Origin of the sequence: Kurthia sp. Dielmo (assembly GCF_000307285.2) — a bacterium.
In the GTDB taxonomy this organism is placed as follows: domain Bacteria; phylum Bacillota; class Bacilli; order Bacillales_A; family Planococcaceae; genus Kurthia; species Kurthia populi.
Genome location: NZ_HE578956.1, coordinates 553,867 through 569,348, shown reverse-complemented (window position 1 = coordinate 569,348; position 15,482 = coordinate 553,867). Strand labels below are relative to the sequence as shown.

Here is a 15,482-nt window from a genome sequence, read left to right as displayed (position 1 = left end):
AACGTATACTTCATCTATCATAACAAAAATAACATTCTTTTTCCTCTATATCACTAAAAAAGACGTCCCTATTATATAGAGGACGTCTTTTTATTTTGGAAAGTTCTATTAAACTGATAGAATTTCTTTTTCTTTTTCAGCAGCTAGTTCATCAATTTCTTTGATGTGATCATCAGTTAATTTTTGAACATCATCGCTATATCCACGTAAATCATCTTCTGTAATTTCGCCAGCTTTTTCAGCTTTTTTGAAATCATCATTTACATCACGACGGATATTACGAACAGCAACTTTCGCTTCTTCAGCTTCTTTTTTTACCACTTTTACAAGATCTTTACGACGTTCTTCTGTAAGCGCTGGGATTGTTAAGCGAATTACTGAACCATCATTTGTTGGTGTAATACCAAGATCTGATTTTAAGATTGCTTTTTCAATATCGCCTAAAATTGTTTTATCATATGGTTGGATGACTAAAAGTCGAGCTTCAGGAACTGAAATACCTGCCATTTGATTTAATGGTGTTGGAGCTCCGTAATAGTCAACAGAAATACGGTCTAATAGTGAAGCATTTGCACGACCTGCGCGGATTGCCGCAAGTGCACGAGAAAATGCATCAATTGCTTTAGACATACGATCTGTTGCTTGATCGATAACTTGTTTTGACATGTTTAATCCTCCTGAGTTTTATTTATGCACTGTAGTACCGATTTTTTCGCCCATTACAGCACGTTTGATGTTTCCATCTTCTAATAATGAGAATACTACTAAATCGATATCATTGTCCATGCATAGCGTTGAAGCAGTTGAATCCATTACTTGTAATCCTTTTTGAATAACATCTAAATATGTCAATTCTTCGTACTTAACAGCATTTTCATCAACTTGTGGATCTGCAGAGTATACACCATCTACATTATTTTTCGCCATTAAAATGACATCTGCGCCAATTTCAGCTGCACGCAATGAAGCCGTTGTATCAGTAGAGAAGTATGGGTTACCTGTACCGGCAGCAAAAATTACTACACGTTTTTTCTCTAAATGACGAACTGCTTTACGACGAATGTAAGGTTCAGCAACTTGTGTCATCACAATTGAAGATTGTACACGAGTTGGTACACCTAGGTTTTCTAATGAATCTTGTAAAGCTAAAGCATTCATAACAGTCGCTAACATGCCCATATAATCTGCATTGGCACGCTCCATACCCATTTCTGCTCCAATTTTACCTCTCCAAATGTTCCCGCCACCTACTACTAAGGCAACTTCCACTCCTAAGTCTACTACGTCTTTAATTTGCGCTGCTACTGATTTAACAACTTTTGGTGCTAGGCCGAAACCTGCTTCACCAGCTAGTGCTTCCCCACTTAATTTAATGACTACGCGTTTATATTGTTCTGGCATAAGCTCTTTAGACCTCCATATTTTTTTCTTGAAAAATAGGGAACACGGTGTTACTGTGCTCCCTACTTTAATAAAACTATTTGATTGAAAAAATTAGTTACCTTTAACTTGGTTCATAACTTCTTCTGCAAAGTTATCTTCACGTTTTTCGATACCTTCGCCTACTTCGTAACGTACAAATTCAGTTACTTTAGCGTCGCCTAAGAATTTAGCAACAGTTTCATCTGGATTTTTAACGAATGGTTGGTCAAGTAAGCAAATTTCTTTGAAGTATTTGTTTAAACGGCCTTCTACCATTTTAGCAACGATGTTTTCAGGTTTACCTTCATTTAAAGCTTGTTCAGTTAAAACTTTACGTTCGTGTTCAACTTCTTCAGAAGAAATTTGGTCGTGAGAAACATATTTAGGGTTGATTGCAGCAATATGCATAGCTACATCTTTCGCTTTAGTAGCGTCAGTAGTGCCTTCAACAACAGTTAATACACCAATACGACCGCCCATGTGTAAATAAGCGCCGAAAGCATCAGCATCTGTTTTAGTTTCGATTACGAAACGACGAAGAGTAATTTTTTCACCGATAGTAGCGATTGCTGATGAAATATGTTCAGCAACAGTTGCGCCACTTTCCATTTTAGATTCTAAAGCTGCTTCAACATTTTCAGGTTTTGCAGATAATAATTGTTCAGCTAATTCTTTAACTAAAGTTTGGAAACCTTCGTTTTTAGCAACGAAATCAGTTTCAGCATTTACTTCTAAAAGTACAGCTTCATTACCTTTTTCGGCGATGAAAGTAGTACCTTCTGCCGCGATACGGTCAGCTTTTTTACCAGCTGCAGCTAAGCCTTTTTCGCGTAAGAAATCTACAGCCGCTTGGATATCTCCATCAGTTTGTACTAATGCTTTTTTACAATCCATCATTCCAGCACCAGTTTTTTCACGTAATTCTTTAACCATTTTAGCAGTTACTGCCATTGATAGTTCCTCCTATACAATTGAAAAGTTTATTTTTCTCAAAAAAAGGTGATAAGAGGGATTATCCGCTTATCACCTGTCTCTAAAATAAGAAATTACTCAGCTGAAGCTGCTTCTGTAGCTTCAACTTGCGCTTCTTCTTCACCTTGTTTAGACTCGATTAAAGCATCAGCCATTTTAGAAGTGATTAATTTTACAGCGCGGATTGCGTCATCGTTTGATGGAATAACGTAATCAATTTCATCTGGATCACAGTTAGTATCAACCATAGCCACGATTGGAATGTTTAATTTGTGTGCTTCTGCAACAGCAATACGTTCTTTGCGAGGATCAACAACAAACATTACATCTGGAATAGCTTGCATATCACGGATACCGCCTAAGAAGCGTACAAGACGTTCATGTTGTTTTTTAAGTTGAACAACTTCTTTTTTAGGAAGTACTTCGAAAGTACCGTCTTCTTCCATACGTTCGATTTCTTTTAAACGAGCGATACGTTTTTGAATAGTACCGAAGTTAGTTAATGTACCACCTAACCAGCGTTGGTTGATGTAGTAGTTACCTGAACGTTCAGCTTCTTCTTTAATAGCTTCTTGAGCTTGTTTTTTAGTACCAACAAAAAGAACTTTACCGCCTTCTTCGCCAACTTGACGCATGAAGTTATAAGCTTCTTCTAATTTTTTAACTGTTTTTTGTAAATCGATAATGTAGATACCGTTACGTTCAACAAAGATGAATTTTTTCATTTTTGGATTCCAACGGCGAGTTTGGTGACCGAAGTGTACACCAGCTTCTAGTAATTGTTTCATTGAAATTACTGACATGATTTGGTTCCTCCTAAAGGTTTTTGATTTAATTTTCCTCCGCATTCATCATTTATATAGAGAACTTTAATTATTCAAAGCACCACCCTATATATCAGAATGCGTGTGTAATAATAACACCAATTGTTAATATACCATAGTCCCTATTCACTAGCAACTATTTTTATTTAGTTATTGTTGAAATTTTAGTAATAATTCAATTTCTGTTTTACCTCTATTTACTCTTTTAGCAATGTCTGAAATAGAAAGTCCTTTTTTATACATTTGAATTACTTGCTCTTCAACTGTAAGTTCATTTTCATCAAGTTGTTTGGTTTGATATGCTTTTTTAGCATAGGCTTTAGGGACCTTGAAGTTGTTTTGTATCGTTTCTATTTCATCGTCACGATCAGTTGTATTTTCTGTATACACTGAGCTATCTTGCTTATTAATAAACGATGGTGAGTTATTAGTAGATTGTTTTTTTATCGTTTTCATCTCTTGAATCAAACGATTATTTTCATCTTTCATTTCAGCTAAATAAGCTCCTATAGCATCATCCATATCGTCTTTCATGCGCTGTTGTTTTTCTTCTACTTCTTTTAAAGAAGAAATCTTCAGGTTTAAAAGAACGATAAAATAAAAACTTAGACACTGAGCAATGACAAGAAAAATAATAATTATGCTGAGCATCATTGTATCTCCTAACCACTAAAATCAAAAAAATTACCCTTAAATGGATGTTGCGTTGAATGTTCTTTTGATTGGTATTTTTCTTTTTTTGAATGTGATGATTCATTAGATTTTTTTCGTTTATCTGGGTGTTCATCTCCGACTTTCGATGTATCTTCTGACTTTAAAACAGTCGTCCGATTTTTCAACGTCTGTTTTTCTGTAGCCATTTGAGCCATTGATTGATTACCATTAACATATTGCTGCGCATTATCAGCCATCTTACCAGCTTCAAACGTTTTAGGTAACGCAATTTGAAGTTCAATACTTTTTAATGACATTACATTCCCCCCATTAAATTATAAGTTTCTCATTTCTTCTGTTAGTAAGTTACGTAATTTAAATAAGGCTTTTGAATGTATTTGTGAAATTCTGGAAGTTGATAATTCTAACATTTCACCTATTTCTGTTAGCGTCATTTCTTCTGTGTAAAAAAGACTTAATACTAATTGCTCTTTATCATTTAATTTTAAAATACTTGCAGATAAATCTTGTATTAACTCTGCTTGCATTGCTTCTTGTTCCGGTGTTTTGATTGAATCATCTCGAATTGAAAAAGTTTTATTATCTGATTCATCATCCTGTAATTGTTCATCCATTGATAAAATATTTGAAGCAAAATGTTCTCGAACCGTTTGAAACACTTCATCAACCGTTATATTTAATTCAATCGCTACTTCCTCAGGTGTCACATGCCTTTGCAATCTTTGTTCCATTTCTTCAATAAGCATATCCATTTTCTTTGTTTTCTCACGCGCTGAACGTGGTAGCCAATCTTCTTTTCTAAGTCCATCAATAATAGCACCACGCACTCGAAATGAAGCATACGTATCAAATTTCAAATCCCGTGTAGGATCAAATTTATTTAAAGCATCAAATAATCCCATCATACCTAAACTATTTAGTTCATCACGCGACACACTTTTAGGTAATCCAACAGCAATTCTTTGCACATGGTAAGATACTAATGGCTTATACTTTCGCATTAGTACGTCTCCTGCATGAGGATCTCGATTGGTCTTCCAACTTTGCCATAGTTTTTGCTCTTCTACTGAAGTTGTTTGCATCAAATTACCCTCCTCACTCTATCTACATTCCCTTCAATTATTATAGCAAATCTCACCTATATTTTGGAATGTATATACAACAGAATATGCGTAAATAAAAGGATTACCCCTAATAAATTTACTTACCATTTAAGAATTTGTAGAATTCAGAGAAAAATCTTCTAATAAAATTTCCCTTTACAATTTTCAGATTCTTAAGGTGATTAGAAATAGGGATAATCCTTCTTTTTTAGCTTTCTTGGGCCATTAACGTTTTCACTACTTTTGCTACTTCTTTTGCCTGTGTTTCTTCTATATCATTTTTCTCTATAGTTATTGACTGGTTTGTTACTTGATTTTGTTCTTGTTGTTCAGCTACTTGTTCTTCTATTAAAATTTCTTCTGATTTTGGATTATAGAAAGCATAACCTATTAAGAATCGAACAACGAACGTTGTAATAAATACAACAAATGCTACAGTGAAAGATTGAATAAGAATCTCACCTGGTGTGCGAGCTGTTTGAAATATTAATAAAAAGTAAATGGCAAAAGATCCAAGTGCTGCCCAACAATTAATATAAAATGAGCCTGCCATTAAATATCTTTCACTCCTTGATTTACAGTACGTATTTGTAATTTTGAGGTTTGAGGATTAAATTCAATCGTACGACCACTATTACCCCCAGTATCCTCAGAAACAATTGGAATACCAAATTTTCGTAGTTGATTTTTTACGGCTTCTACATTACGTGGTCCTATACGCATAGAATCTTGATTTGATGTGAATTTAAACATTTGCGCGCCACCAGCAATTTTAGCTTTCAACTTAACTGCAGTAGCGCCCTTCAATTTCATTGCATCAATTAAAGCGGGAACACCTGTGTCAGCAAATTTCGCAACGGTCAGCTGACCACTTCTACTCAAAGATGAATCTGGCAACATAACATGGACAAGACCTGCTACTTGCTTTACCTCATCATATATAACAACACCTACACAAGAACCTAATCCTGATGTTCGAATCGTCTGCTTTTGCGTTGCTACATCTAATTGTGCAATCCCTACTTTAACAACATCTAGACTTGTAAACATATTATCCAACACCTAATGATGTAAAAATTGTAGAAAATGAATTTGGGTCTGGAATCAAGAAAAAGTGACCGCTGACTTCTTCTTTAGCATTTTCTTCATGTTCAATAATTGATGTATCTATTACAATTACATAATCACTAATTTGAGATACTTCTATTAATCCGATACTAATAATTGCACCAAACATATCGCTCGCTAACGCAGGAGGAGTTGGATATAATTTTAGCTTTGTAAAGTCCGAAAGTGCAGATAAATACGAACCCGATAAAATATTTCCCATTTCTTGCATAGCTGAGAGTCCTAATTCTGAAGGTGATTGCGCAAAATCAAAAGATTTTTCATGGATTAATTTTCGAATTAATTGGTTCGCTTGTTCTACTGGCATGATAAAAAACATTCCTCCAGCTACATCCCCCTCGATTCTCAAATAAATTCCGGTAACAAAAGTTTCTGCTCCGCCTACACGTTCCATCATATCGTTGAATGATACCATTTCTACTTGAGGTACATGCATATCTATCTTCGTATTAAGTAATGTAGATAAAGCTGTTGCCGCGTGTGCAGCTCCGATATTCCCAATTTCTTTCAGGACATCTAAATGAAAAGAGGTAATATTTTGTTGAATATCCATCTAAAAATCCTCTCTTATTTTAACGTACTTAGTACTTTTTCTAAGTTTAATAGAATCAATAGACGATTTCCTATGTTTGCGACACCTGAAATAAATTCTTCTTCTAATGAACCAACGACTTCTGGCTGTGGTTCAATTGTCTCTTTTTGAATATCCATTACATCGTTCGCTGCATCTACAATAAATCCAACTTCCATATCTTCTTCAGAAATTATAATAATACGCGTATTTTCGCTGCTCACAGTTGTTGTAACACCAAAACGATCACGTAAATCAATAATTGGTGTTACAACTCCACGTAAATTAATGACGCCTTTTACATAATGCGCTGTACGTGGTACACGCGTAATATGCATCATTTTTTCAATTCCTTGAACTTGTTCAACAGGTAATGCATATTCCTTGTCTCCTAATTGAAAAACAATTACTTTCATTACTTCGACGTCCATTGCTACATTTTCTGTCATTTCTAACACCTCTCTTATTTAATAAGTGAATTACAATCAATAATTAGTGCTACTTGACCATTCCCTAAAATTGTTGCTCCTGAAATCGCAAAAACATTTGTCAAATAATTTCCTAGAGACTTAAGAACAATCTCTTGTTGACCAATAAATGAACCAACAACTAATCCTGCCATTTTGTCCCCTTTTCGTACAATAACAACAGAGTGGAAATCATCTCCTGGATCATCAGTGCGTGGAACTTCAAAAATTTCTTCTAAAAATACAAGTGGTACTACTTTCCCACGGAAATCAATCACTTTCTGATTATGAGCATTCATTATATCTGCCTTACGAATAATTGACGTTTCAATAATTGACGTTAAAGGAATTGCATAAATTTCTTGTTCAATTTCAATTAACATAACCGAGATGATTGATAAAGTCAGCGGTAATTGAACAGAAAATAACGAACCTTTTCCTTCTTCCGATTCAATTGTAATGGTTCCTCCCAATGATTCAATTGTTGATTTTACAACATCAAGGCCAACACCTCTACCAGAAATATCCGATAATACTTCAGCTGTTGAGAATCCTGAAGCTAAGATTAATTCATTAATTTGAGTATCTGTTAGTTTTGATGCTAACTCTGAGGTAACGACGCCTTTTTCTAATGCTTTACTTAAAACACGTTCTTTATTGATACCGGCACCATCATCTTCAATTTCAATAAACACATGATTCCCACTATGATAAGCACGTAGTTCAACACGTCCTTCTTCAGGTTTTCCAGCTGCTACTCGAACCTCTGGACTTTCAATACCATGATCAAGTGAGTTTCGAATTAAATGAACAAGAGGATCTCCGATTTCATCAATAACTGTTCGATCTAATTCAGTTTCTGCACCAATAATATCTAATTTGATTTTTTTATTTAAATCACGTGATAATTGTCTAACCATTTTAGGAAAGCGATTAAAGACCGTTTCTACTGGTACCATACGCATATTCAAAATAATATTTTGTAAGTCGCTCGAAACGCGCGACATGCGTTCAACTGATTCATTTAATTCATTATGATTAAGCTCTGCTGCAATTGATTGTAAACGTCCTCGGTCAATTACTAATTCTTCGAATAAATTCATCAGTATATCCAGTCTTTCAATATTTACTCGAATTGTTTTACTTGTGGCATGAGAAGATTTAACTGGCTTTTCAGATTGCTTAGCAGTTGAGTTGGTTACGATTTTTGTTGCTTCTTGGGAAATCACTTCCACATCAATACTTTTGGCTGTTGAAGAAGCAACAACAGGTTCTAAAGCATTTTCCTCTACTAAATCAAAGAACATTTTTTTAACAACTACTTCTTTTACTTCTGACACTTTTTTAATAGCTTCTTCTACAGTCTCAATAGCTTCTTTTGTAACAAAAGCAATTGAAAAATCTGTATCAAACTGTTCTGCTTCTAATTGTTCTACTGCAGGGACAGATTTAATTACATCTCCGCATTTTTCAAGAACTTCAAATACCATAAATACTCGTGCTGCTTTTAGTAAGCAATCATCGCGTAGAGTAATTGCGATTTCATATGTGCCAAAACCTTGTTCATTAGATTGTTCAATAATTGTACGTTCAAAATCATCATAAGTAAGTGCTGTTACTGAAACCAATCTATCTTCACTGCTATCCTCTACAACAGCTTTGGCATTTGAACCATCAATTAGTTCTCCATTTTCAATACGCTTTAATTTTTCAACAGTCTCGCTAACATTTCTTTTTCCATCTCCACCCTCAGAAATATCTCCAATCATGGCTTCAAGGTGATCAATAGACTCAAAAACAACATCTAAAATCTCAGGTGAAACTTCGATTTTTTCATTACGAATCCCATCTAAAACATTCTCCATTTTATGCGTCAAATCCGCCAAATCTTCAAATCCCATTGTTGCAGACATGCCTTTTAATGTATGTGCATTACGAAAAATCTCGTTTACAATTGATAAATCATGTGGATTTTGCTTCAGTGCTAATAAATTTTCGTTACATGATTGTAAATGTTCCGTACTTTCATCAATGAATACTTCTAAGTATTGGTTTGTATCCATATTTTAAGCCTCCTCTTATGGAATATATTTCATAATTGTTTGTGCAATATCATCAACATCTTCAACATTATCGACTAACCCGGTTTCAAATGCCGATTTAGGCATACCATATACAACACATGTATTAGCAGATTCTGAAATAGCTTTAACATTTCCTGTGGTTTTTAAAATTTTAAGCCCCTTAGTTCCATCTGAACCCATACCTGTCATAATAACAGCTAATTTATCATATTCTTCTAACTTACTAGCACTTTCATACATAACATCAACAGCTGGCCTGTGACCTCCTCTAGGAGCTTCTATATTATCTAATTTAATTCCAACTGACATTCCAACTTTTTGTAATTTCATATGATATCCACCAGGAGCAATATATGCTACTCCAGATTGTAAAATATCTCCATTTTCTGCTTCTTTAACAGTTATCTCAGACAAATTATCTAACCGTGTTGCTAAAGATTTAGTGAACCCTGCTGGCATGTGTTGAACGATTAAAATTGGCGCCATAATGTTTTGCGGTATTTTAGTAATGACTTCCTGTAAAGCTCTTGGACCACCAGTAGATGTTCCTATTAATACCAATTTTTTCTTTCCATGTAAATTCCAATTATTCGTATTAATCACTGAACGTTCAAGTGGTTTAGATGGAGTAGTTATTTCTTTAGTAGAAATATCTTTATTAAAAAATGTATTTGCTGCTTTAGAAAGAGTTGCTGGCTTACGTAATTTTGTCACCGACACATTCGTTGCTTGAATGACTTTATGAACAAGTTCATCCTTAATCTTATGTAGATCTAAAGAAATTGTTCCACTCGGTTTAGCAATAAAATCTACTGCTCCATTCGCCATTGCTTCTACAGTAATTTCTGCGCCAGCTTTAGTCATACTAGAAAGCATGACTACGGGAGTTGGACAATCTACCATGATTAGTTTCAAAGCCTCTAATCCATTTAATTGAGGCATTTCAACATCCAACGTCACAACATCTGGTTTTAAAGCTTTAATTTTTCCAAGTGCATCTTGTCCATTTCGTGCAGTACCTATTACTTCAATATTTGGAACATCTACAAAAAAATCTCCAATCAGTTTTCTCATAAATGCTGAATCATCAACAATTAATAATTTTTTTATTACTGTCATGTTATTCACGCCCTTTATTAAAAATACTTTTTAATGCATTTATAAAACGATTTGTGTCTAGTTCATTCAAATTTTTTGATTGACCTGATGTGTAAGTAGTAGTAATTTTTTGAACTGCTTTTGTAGCAGGAGCACGTTCATATAAAATTGAAAACAATTTTTGTTGCTGTACAGCTTTCCTTACATGAATATCTTCTGGAATAGAACCCAAAATATTTAAATTTTTGTTTAAAAACTGCTGTGCTGTACTTTTTAAACGATGTAGTGTTTGATTTGCTTCGTCTGTTGTCAATGCTCGATTACACACAATATGCATATTTTTAAGTGGGTTTCTTGTGTTCACATATTTCATCATTGAATATGCATCCATAACTGCTGTTGGTTCTGTAGTAGAAATAACGATTATATCGTCTAAAGCCTCAAGTAATTGCAATGACCATTCTGTAGCTCCCGCACCCATGTCAAAAATAATATAGTCATAGCGCTGTTGAAGTAGTTCAAAAGCAGATAGTAAACGATCAAACATTGAATCATTCCATTCAATTACGTTCGCCATTGCAGAGCCACCGCTTAAATAGTCAATATTACTTAAAAAAGATTCTATTACATCTTCTAAAATATATTCTCCACTTAAATAATCGATTAAAGAATATCTAGACTTTTCTCCTAATAATATATGAATATTCCCCATCCCGATATCCATATCCACTATAACTATCTCATATCCTTTTTTTGCTAAATTGAATGAAAAATTAGTAGAAAAGTTACTTTTTCCGACGCCTCCTTTACCACTTATTACCCCTATAGATGTGGAAATATGTTTATTTTCCATTTTTAATCGCAATTTTTCTGCTTGATTTCCCATTGACTATTCTCCTTGGAAAATTAATTCAACTATTTTATCAAGAGTTGCTTCCACAATATCTTCTGGTACTTCTTGTCCATTAGTATAGTAAGCAAGTCCTTTATTATATTTAATCATTAAATTGACTATAGGGCCAATAGAATTTGTTTCATCTAGCTTTGTAAAAATTAACTTTGTAATTGGAAGTCTTTCAAATTGCTCGATAATCACTTCTAGATCACGCTGTTTTGCTGTAAGTGCTAAAACTAAATAATTTTCAGTTTCTTTATTAATATCGATTAATTCAACTAAATCATTAATATATTTACTTTCGTTGTAATTTCGTCCTGCAGTATCAATAAAAATCAAATCACAATGTTTTAAATTATCAATTGCTTTTACATAATCCTCATGTGAGTAGACAACTTCTACAGGTGCTTGTAGCAAATTAGCATATGTTTTCAATTGCTCAATCGCTCCAATTCGATATGTATCCGCCGTAATAAATCCAATCTTCTTACGTTTTTCCAATACTGCACGAGCAGCCATTTTAGCAATAGTTGTTGTTTTTCCAACACCTGTAGGACCAACCACATTAATAAATCGTTTATCAAAAGATTGATTTCCTATTGAAAACTGATCTAGCTCTTGACGTAATGCCATTTTAGCAAATCGTATTAATTGTTGTGTTGTTAACTCTTCACGACTATTTTTATACATGTCAAAAAGCTCATCACTAATTGATGTGATGAGCTTTTTGTCTAATTCTTGATGTTCCATTTGCTCAATAATAGATGTGAAAATAACCGGATACTTTGTAGTTGCTGTTTGCTGTTTCTTTATTAAATCTTTTAATGTCACTAACTCATGTCTAATTTCTTCAACATGCGTTGGTTGTAGAGTAATAGAATTTTTTTCTATTACATCATTTGATTTTAATTCTATATTTTCTATAGATGACATTGTCGTACGTTCGATTCCAATGACAACTTCAAAGTATTTCTTTTTAAACAAACCTAGAAACCCTTTTGAATATATAGGCTTTGAACTAATAATAATCGCTTCATCACCAAAATCTTTTTGTACTTTTTTCATTGCTTCTGCCATTGTAGAAGCTGTATATTTTTTCATCTTCATTCTACATTCACCACTCCAACACTTTGAATTTCAATTGATGCTTCTAGCTCATTATACGAAAGAATTGGAATTTGTGGGAAGTAGCGTTCTGTTAATTGTCGTACATACATGCGCACAGCAGGTGAACATAAAATTACAGGTGATTGTTCAAAAAATGCTATGCGTTCCACTTCTTTAGAAATGGCTTCTAAAATCATTTGAGACATTTGTGGATCTATTGCTAAATAATTACCATGCTCTGTTTGCTGAATACTATCTGCTACTATTTTTTCTACTTTAGCAGATACCGTTAACACTTTTAATTCAGGTTGATTACCAACATATTGAGTAGTAATTTGACGAGCTAGGCCTTGTCGAACATATTCTGTTAGCACATCTACATCTGATGTTAGTTTTGAATAATCAGCTAATGTTTCAAAAATAATTGGTAAATTACGTACAGATACGTTTTCTCTTAGTAAATTAGCTAATACTTTTTGTATTTCACCTATCGCCATTGGTGTAGGTGTTAATTCTTCTACAAGAATAGGGGATGTTTCGTGTAAGTGGTCAATCAATTGTTTTGTCTCTTGACGTCCCAATAACTCTGATGCATTTGCGCGAATAATTTCTGTTAAATGCGTAGAAACTACACTTGGTGGATCCACAACAGTGTATCCCAGCATTTCAGCTTCTTCTTTCACTAATTCAGTAATCCATTTTGCAGGAAGGCCAAATGACGGCTCAACAGTATCAATACCATCAATTGAATTCTCCTCACCAGGACTCATCGCCAAATAATGATCTAACAAGAGCTCTCCATTAGCCATTTCATTCCCTTTAATTTTGATACGATATTCATTAGGTTGCAGTTGAATATTGTCTCTAATACGTACTACCGGTATAACAATACCTAATTCTAAAGCTAATTGACGACGAATCATAACTACTCGGTCAAGTAAATCTCCACCTTGAGCTGCATCAACTAGAGGAATTAATCCATATCCAAATTCAAATTCAATCGGATCAACATTTAATAAATTCACAACATTTTCTGGACTCTTCAGATTATCTGTAACAACCTCTTCTTCGATTTCTTCTTGTTCTTCAACAGTTTCTGTTGTAGAACGTTTTTGTTGATATGCTAGTAATGCAATAATTGCTGCCACAGGAATTGTCACAAAATCACTAACAGGTGTTAGTAATCCTAATAAAAAGATTGTACCAGCTGCTACATATAATACTTTTGCATCTCCAAATAATTGACGCATAATATCCGTACTAAAATTACCATCTGATCCAGCACGTGTCACGACAATACCTGTAGCTGTAGAAATAATTAATGCAGGAATTTGTGAAACTAATCCATCCCCGACTGTCAATGTAGTAAATCGACTAATAGCGTCTGCAAATTCCATTTCCATTTGCACAACACCAATAACAATACCGAACAAAATATTAATAATAACAATAATGATACCAGCTATTGCATCACCTTTAACAAATTTCGTTGCCCCATCCATTGCTCCATAAAAATCGGCTTCTCCTGAAACTTTCTCACGACGTTCGCGCGCTTGCGTTTCAGAAATCAAACCTGCATTTAAGTCTGCATCAATAGCCATTTGTTTACCTGGCATTGCATCTAATGTGAATCGAGCAGCAACTTCAGATACACGTTCAGAACCTTTTGTAATAACAAGGAAGTTTATAATTACTAAAATAATAAATACTACTAATCCTACTACAAGATTTCCGCCAACAACAAATGTACCAAATGTTTCTACAACATTCCCTGCTTCACCACCACTTAAAATAGCTCGTGTAGTTGAAACATTTAAGCCTAATCTAAATAATGTTAAAAGCAAAAGAATTGTGGGAAAAATAGAAAACTCAAGTGCTTCTTTCATATTCATAGCAATTAATAAAACAAGAATTGCCAATGCAATATTCATGATAATTAAAAAGCTTAATAGCCATGTTGGCAGAGGGATAATCAGCATCGCTACAATCATAATAACGGCTGCTAAAACACCTATGTCGCGAAATTTCATGTTTGTCCCTCCCTAACTAAATCTTACGTTTAATGCGATATACATACGCAAGTACTTCTGCAACTGCTTTAAAAAATTCTTCTGGTATACGGTCATTAATTTTAACTTGGTCATACATAGCTCTGGCAAGGGGCCGATTTTCTACCATGACAACCTTATTTTCTTTTGCAATTAATTTTATCTTTTGTGCAACAAAATCTGTTCCTTTAGCAACGACTTTGGGTGCATCCATAGCATCCTCATCGTATTTTAAAGCAATTGCATAATGAGTTGGATTTGTAATGACTACATCTGCTTGAGGTACTTCCTGCATCATTCTACGCATTGACATTTCTCTTTGCCTTTGTTTAATTTTTGATTTGATTAAAGGGTCACCTTCAACATTTTTGTATTCATCTTTAATATCTTGTTTAGACATTCGAAGGTTTTTTTCATAATCATATTTTTGATACATGTAATCTAAAATCGCAATAACCATCAATACAATAGAAGCTGCTATACCCATGTATGCCACAAGTTTTGAAACTGTTATCAAGGCTGCTCCTGGGGTTTTATGTGCTAAGCTTAAAACTTCCTCAATGTTAATATATAATACTAAAAATGTTGTGGTACCTATAAAAGATATTTTCAAAATTGATTTTAATAACTCAACAATTGCTTTGAGCGAAACAATTCGTTTTAACCCCTTTATCGGGTCAATTTTTTTTAAATCAAATTTTAACGTTTCAGTTGTAAATAGTAATCCGAACTGCATAAAATTAGCCGCAATTGCTGCAACAACTGCAACTATAAAAATTGGCACTACAATCATAGCTAATTCTTTTAGTATATCCCAATACATTTCCATAATGGAAGAAATAGTAATCGTTTTAACAGTCATATTATGTACAATAATTTCTCTGAAAAAAGACATCATTTCTTCTTTCATAGATCCTGCCACAAAAGTTAAATATAAAAATATCGCTAATAGTACTATTGCGCTTGTTACATCTTGACTTTTTAATACCTGCCCTTTTTTTCTAGAGTCTTGACGTTTTTTTGGTGTTGCTTTTTCAGTTTTCTCACCTGCAAAAAACTGTATATTTAATTGAACTAACATATTCATT

General features: G+C 33.9%; 17 protein-coding genes. All 17 read right to left on the bottom strand.

The window, feature by feature from the left end:
- Nucleotides 1-108 precede the first annotated feature (108 nt).
- The 17 genes from frr to flhB all read right to left on the bottom strand — a co-directional run bounded on the left by frr (nt 109) and on the right by flhB (nt 15,481).
- The gene (gene frr, locus KTHG_RS03170; RefSeq protein WP_020189475.1) at nt 109-666 is read right to left on the bottom strand and encodes a ribosome recycling factor; all 558 of its coding nucleotides are present in this window, start codon (nt 664-666) and stop codon (nt 109-111) included.
- Between the two features lie 18 nt (nt 667-684).
- Entirely contained in the window at nt 685-1,401 is a 717-nt protein-coding gene (gene pyrH / locus KTHG_RS03165) for a UMP kinase (RefSeq protein WP_020189474.1), read from the bottom strand.
- Nucleotides 1,402-1,494: 93 nt separating this feature from the next.
- Nucleotides 1,495-2,373 (bottom strand): translation elongation factor Ts, encoded by an 879-nt coding sequence (gene tsf, locus KTHG_RS03160; RefSeq protein WP_020189473.1) that lies wholly within the window; start codon nt 2,371-2,373, stop codon nt 1,495-1,497.
- 95 nt (nt 2,374-2,468) lie between these two features.
- Nucleotides 2,469-3,197: a 30S ribosomal protein S2 gene (gene rpsB / locus KTHG_RS03155; protein WP_020189472.1), complete on the bottom strand. Its 729-nt coding sequence runs from the start codon at nt 3,195-3,197 to the stop codon at nt 2,469-2,471.
- 171 nt (nt 3,198-3,368) lie between these two features.
- A complete protein-coding gene (locus KTHG_RS03150) occupies nt 3,369-3,872 on the bottom strand; it encodes a hypothetical protein (protein WP_186439487.1) in 504 nt (167 codons plus the stop codon).
- A gap of 8 nt (nt 3,873-3,880) precedes the next feature.
- A complete protein-coding gene (locus KTHG_RS03145; RefSeq protein ID WP_020189470.1) occupies nt 3,881-4,189 on the bottom strand; it encodes a hypothetical protein in 309 nt (102 codons plus the stop codon).
- A gap of 18 nt (nt 4,190-4,207) precedes the next feature.
- Nucleotides 4,208-4,975 (bottom strand): FliA/WhiG family RNA polymerase sigma factor, encoded by a 768-nt coding sequence (locus KTHG_RS03140; protein ID WP_020189469.1) that lies wholly within the window; start codon nt 4,973-4,975, stop codon nt 4,208-4,210.
- 229 nt (nt 4,976-5,204) lie between these two features.
- On the bottom strand, nt 5,205-5,549 hold the full coding sequence (locus tag KTHG_RS03135) for a hypothetical protein (RefSeq protein WP_020189468.1): 345 nt from the start codon (nt 5,547-5,549) through the stop codon (nt 5,205-5,207).
- Nucleotides 5,549-6,046: a chemotaxis protein CheD gene (locus KTHG_RS03130; RefSeq protein ID WP_020189467.1), complete on the bottom strand. Its 498-nt coding sequence runs from the start codon at nt 6,044-6,046 to the stop codon at nt 5,549-5,551. Before KTHG_RS03130 ends, KTHG_RS03135 begins: the two co-directional genes overlap by 1 nt.
- Before the next feature lies 1 nt (nt 6,047).
- Nucleotides 6,048-6,677 (bottom strand): chemotaxis protein CheC, encoded by a 630-nt coding sequence (locus KTHG_RS03125; RefSeq protein WP_020189466.1) that lies wholly within the window; start codon nt 6,675-6,677, stop codon nt 6,048-6,050.
- Nucleotides 6,678-6,691: 14 nt separating this feature from the next.
- Entirely contained in the window at nt 6,692-7,144 is a 453-nt protein-coding gene (locus KTHG_RS03120) for a chemotaxis protein CheW (protein WP_020189465.1), read from the bottom strand.
- Nucleotides 7,145-7,158: 14 nt separating this feature from the next.
- Nucleotides 7,159-9,225 (bottom strand): chemotaxis protein CheA, encoded by a 2,067-nt coding sequence (locus tag KTHG_RS03115; RefSeq protein WP_020189464.1) that lies wholly within the window; start codon nt 9,223-9,225, stop codon nt 7,159-7,161.
- Between the two features lie 15 nt (nt 9,226-9,240).
- Nucleotides 9,241-10,365 carry a protein-glutamate methylesterase/protein-glutamine glutaminase gene (locus tag KTHG_RS03110; RefSeq protein ID WP_020189463.1) on the bottom strand — a complete coding sequence of 375 codons (1,125 nt, stop codon included), beginning with the start codon at nt 10,363-10,365 and terminating at the stop codon, nt 9,241-9,243.
- A 1-nt stretch (nt 10,366) separates the two neighbouring features.
- Nucleotides 10,367-11,230 carry a MinD/ParA family protein gene (locus KTHG_RS03105; RefSeq protein ID WP_020189462.1) on the bottom strand — a complete coding sequence of 288 codons (864 nt, stop codon included), beginning with the start codon at nt 11,228-11,230 and terminating at the stop codon, nt 10,367-10,369.
- A 3-nt stretch (nt 11,231-11,233) separates the two neighbouring features.
- On the bottom strand, nt 11,234-12,346 hold the full coding sequence (gene flhF / locus KTHG_RS03100) for a flagellar biosynthesis GTPase FlhF (protein ID WP_020189461.1): 1,113 nt from the start codon (nt 12,344-12,346) through the stop codon (nt 11,234-11,236).
- Entirely contained in the window at nt 12,343-14,376 is a 2,034-nt protein-coding gene (flhA, locus tag KTHG_RS03095; protein ID WP_020189460.1) for a flagellar biosynthesis protein FlhA, read from the bottom strand. Before flhA ends, flhF begins: the two co-directional genes overlap by 4 nt.
- A gap of 16 nt (nt 14,377-14,392) precedes the next feature.
- Complete coding sequence (gene flhB, locus KTHG_RS03090; RefSeq protein WP_044527264.1) at nt 14,393-15,481, bottom strand: flagellar biosynthesis protein FlhB; 1,089 nt, start codon at nt 15,479-15,481, stop codon at nt 14,393-14,395.
- Between the last annotated feature and the right edge of the window lies 1 nt (nt 15,482).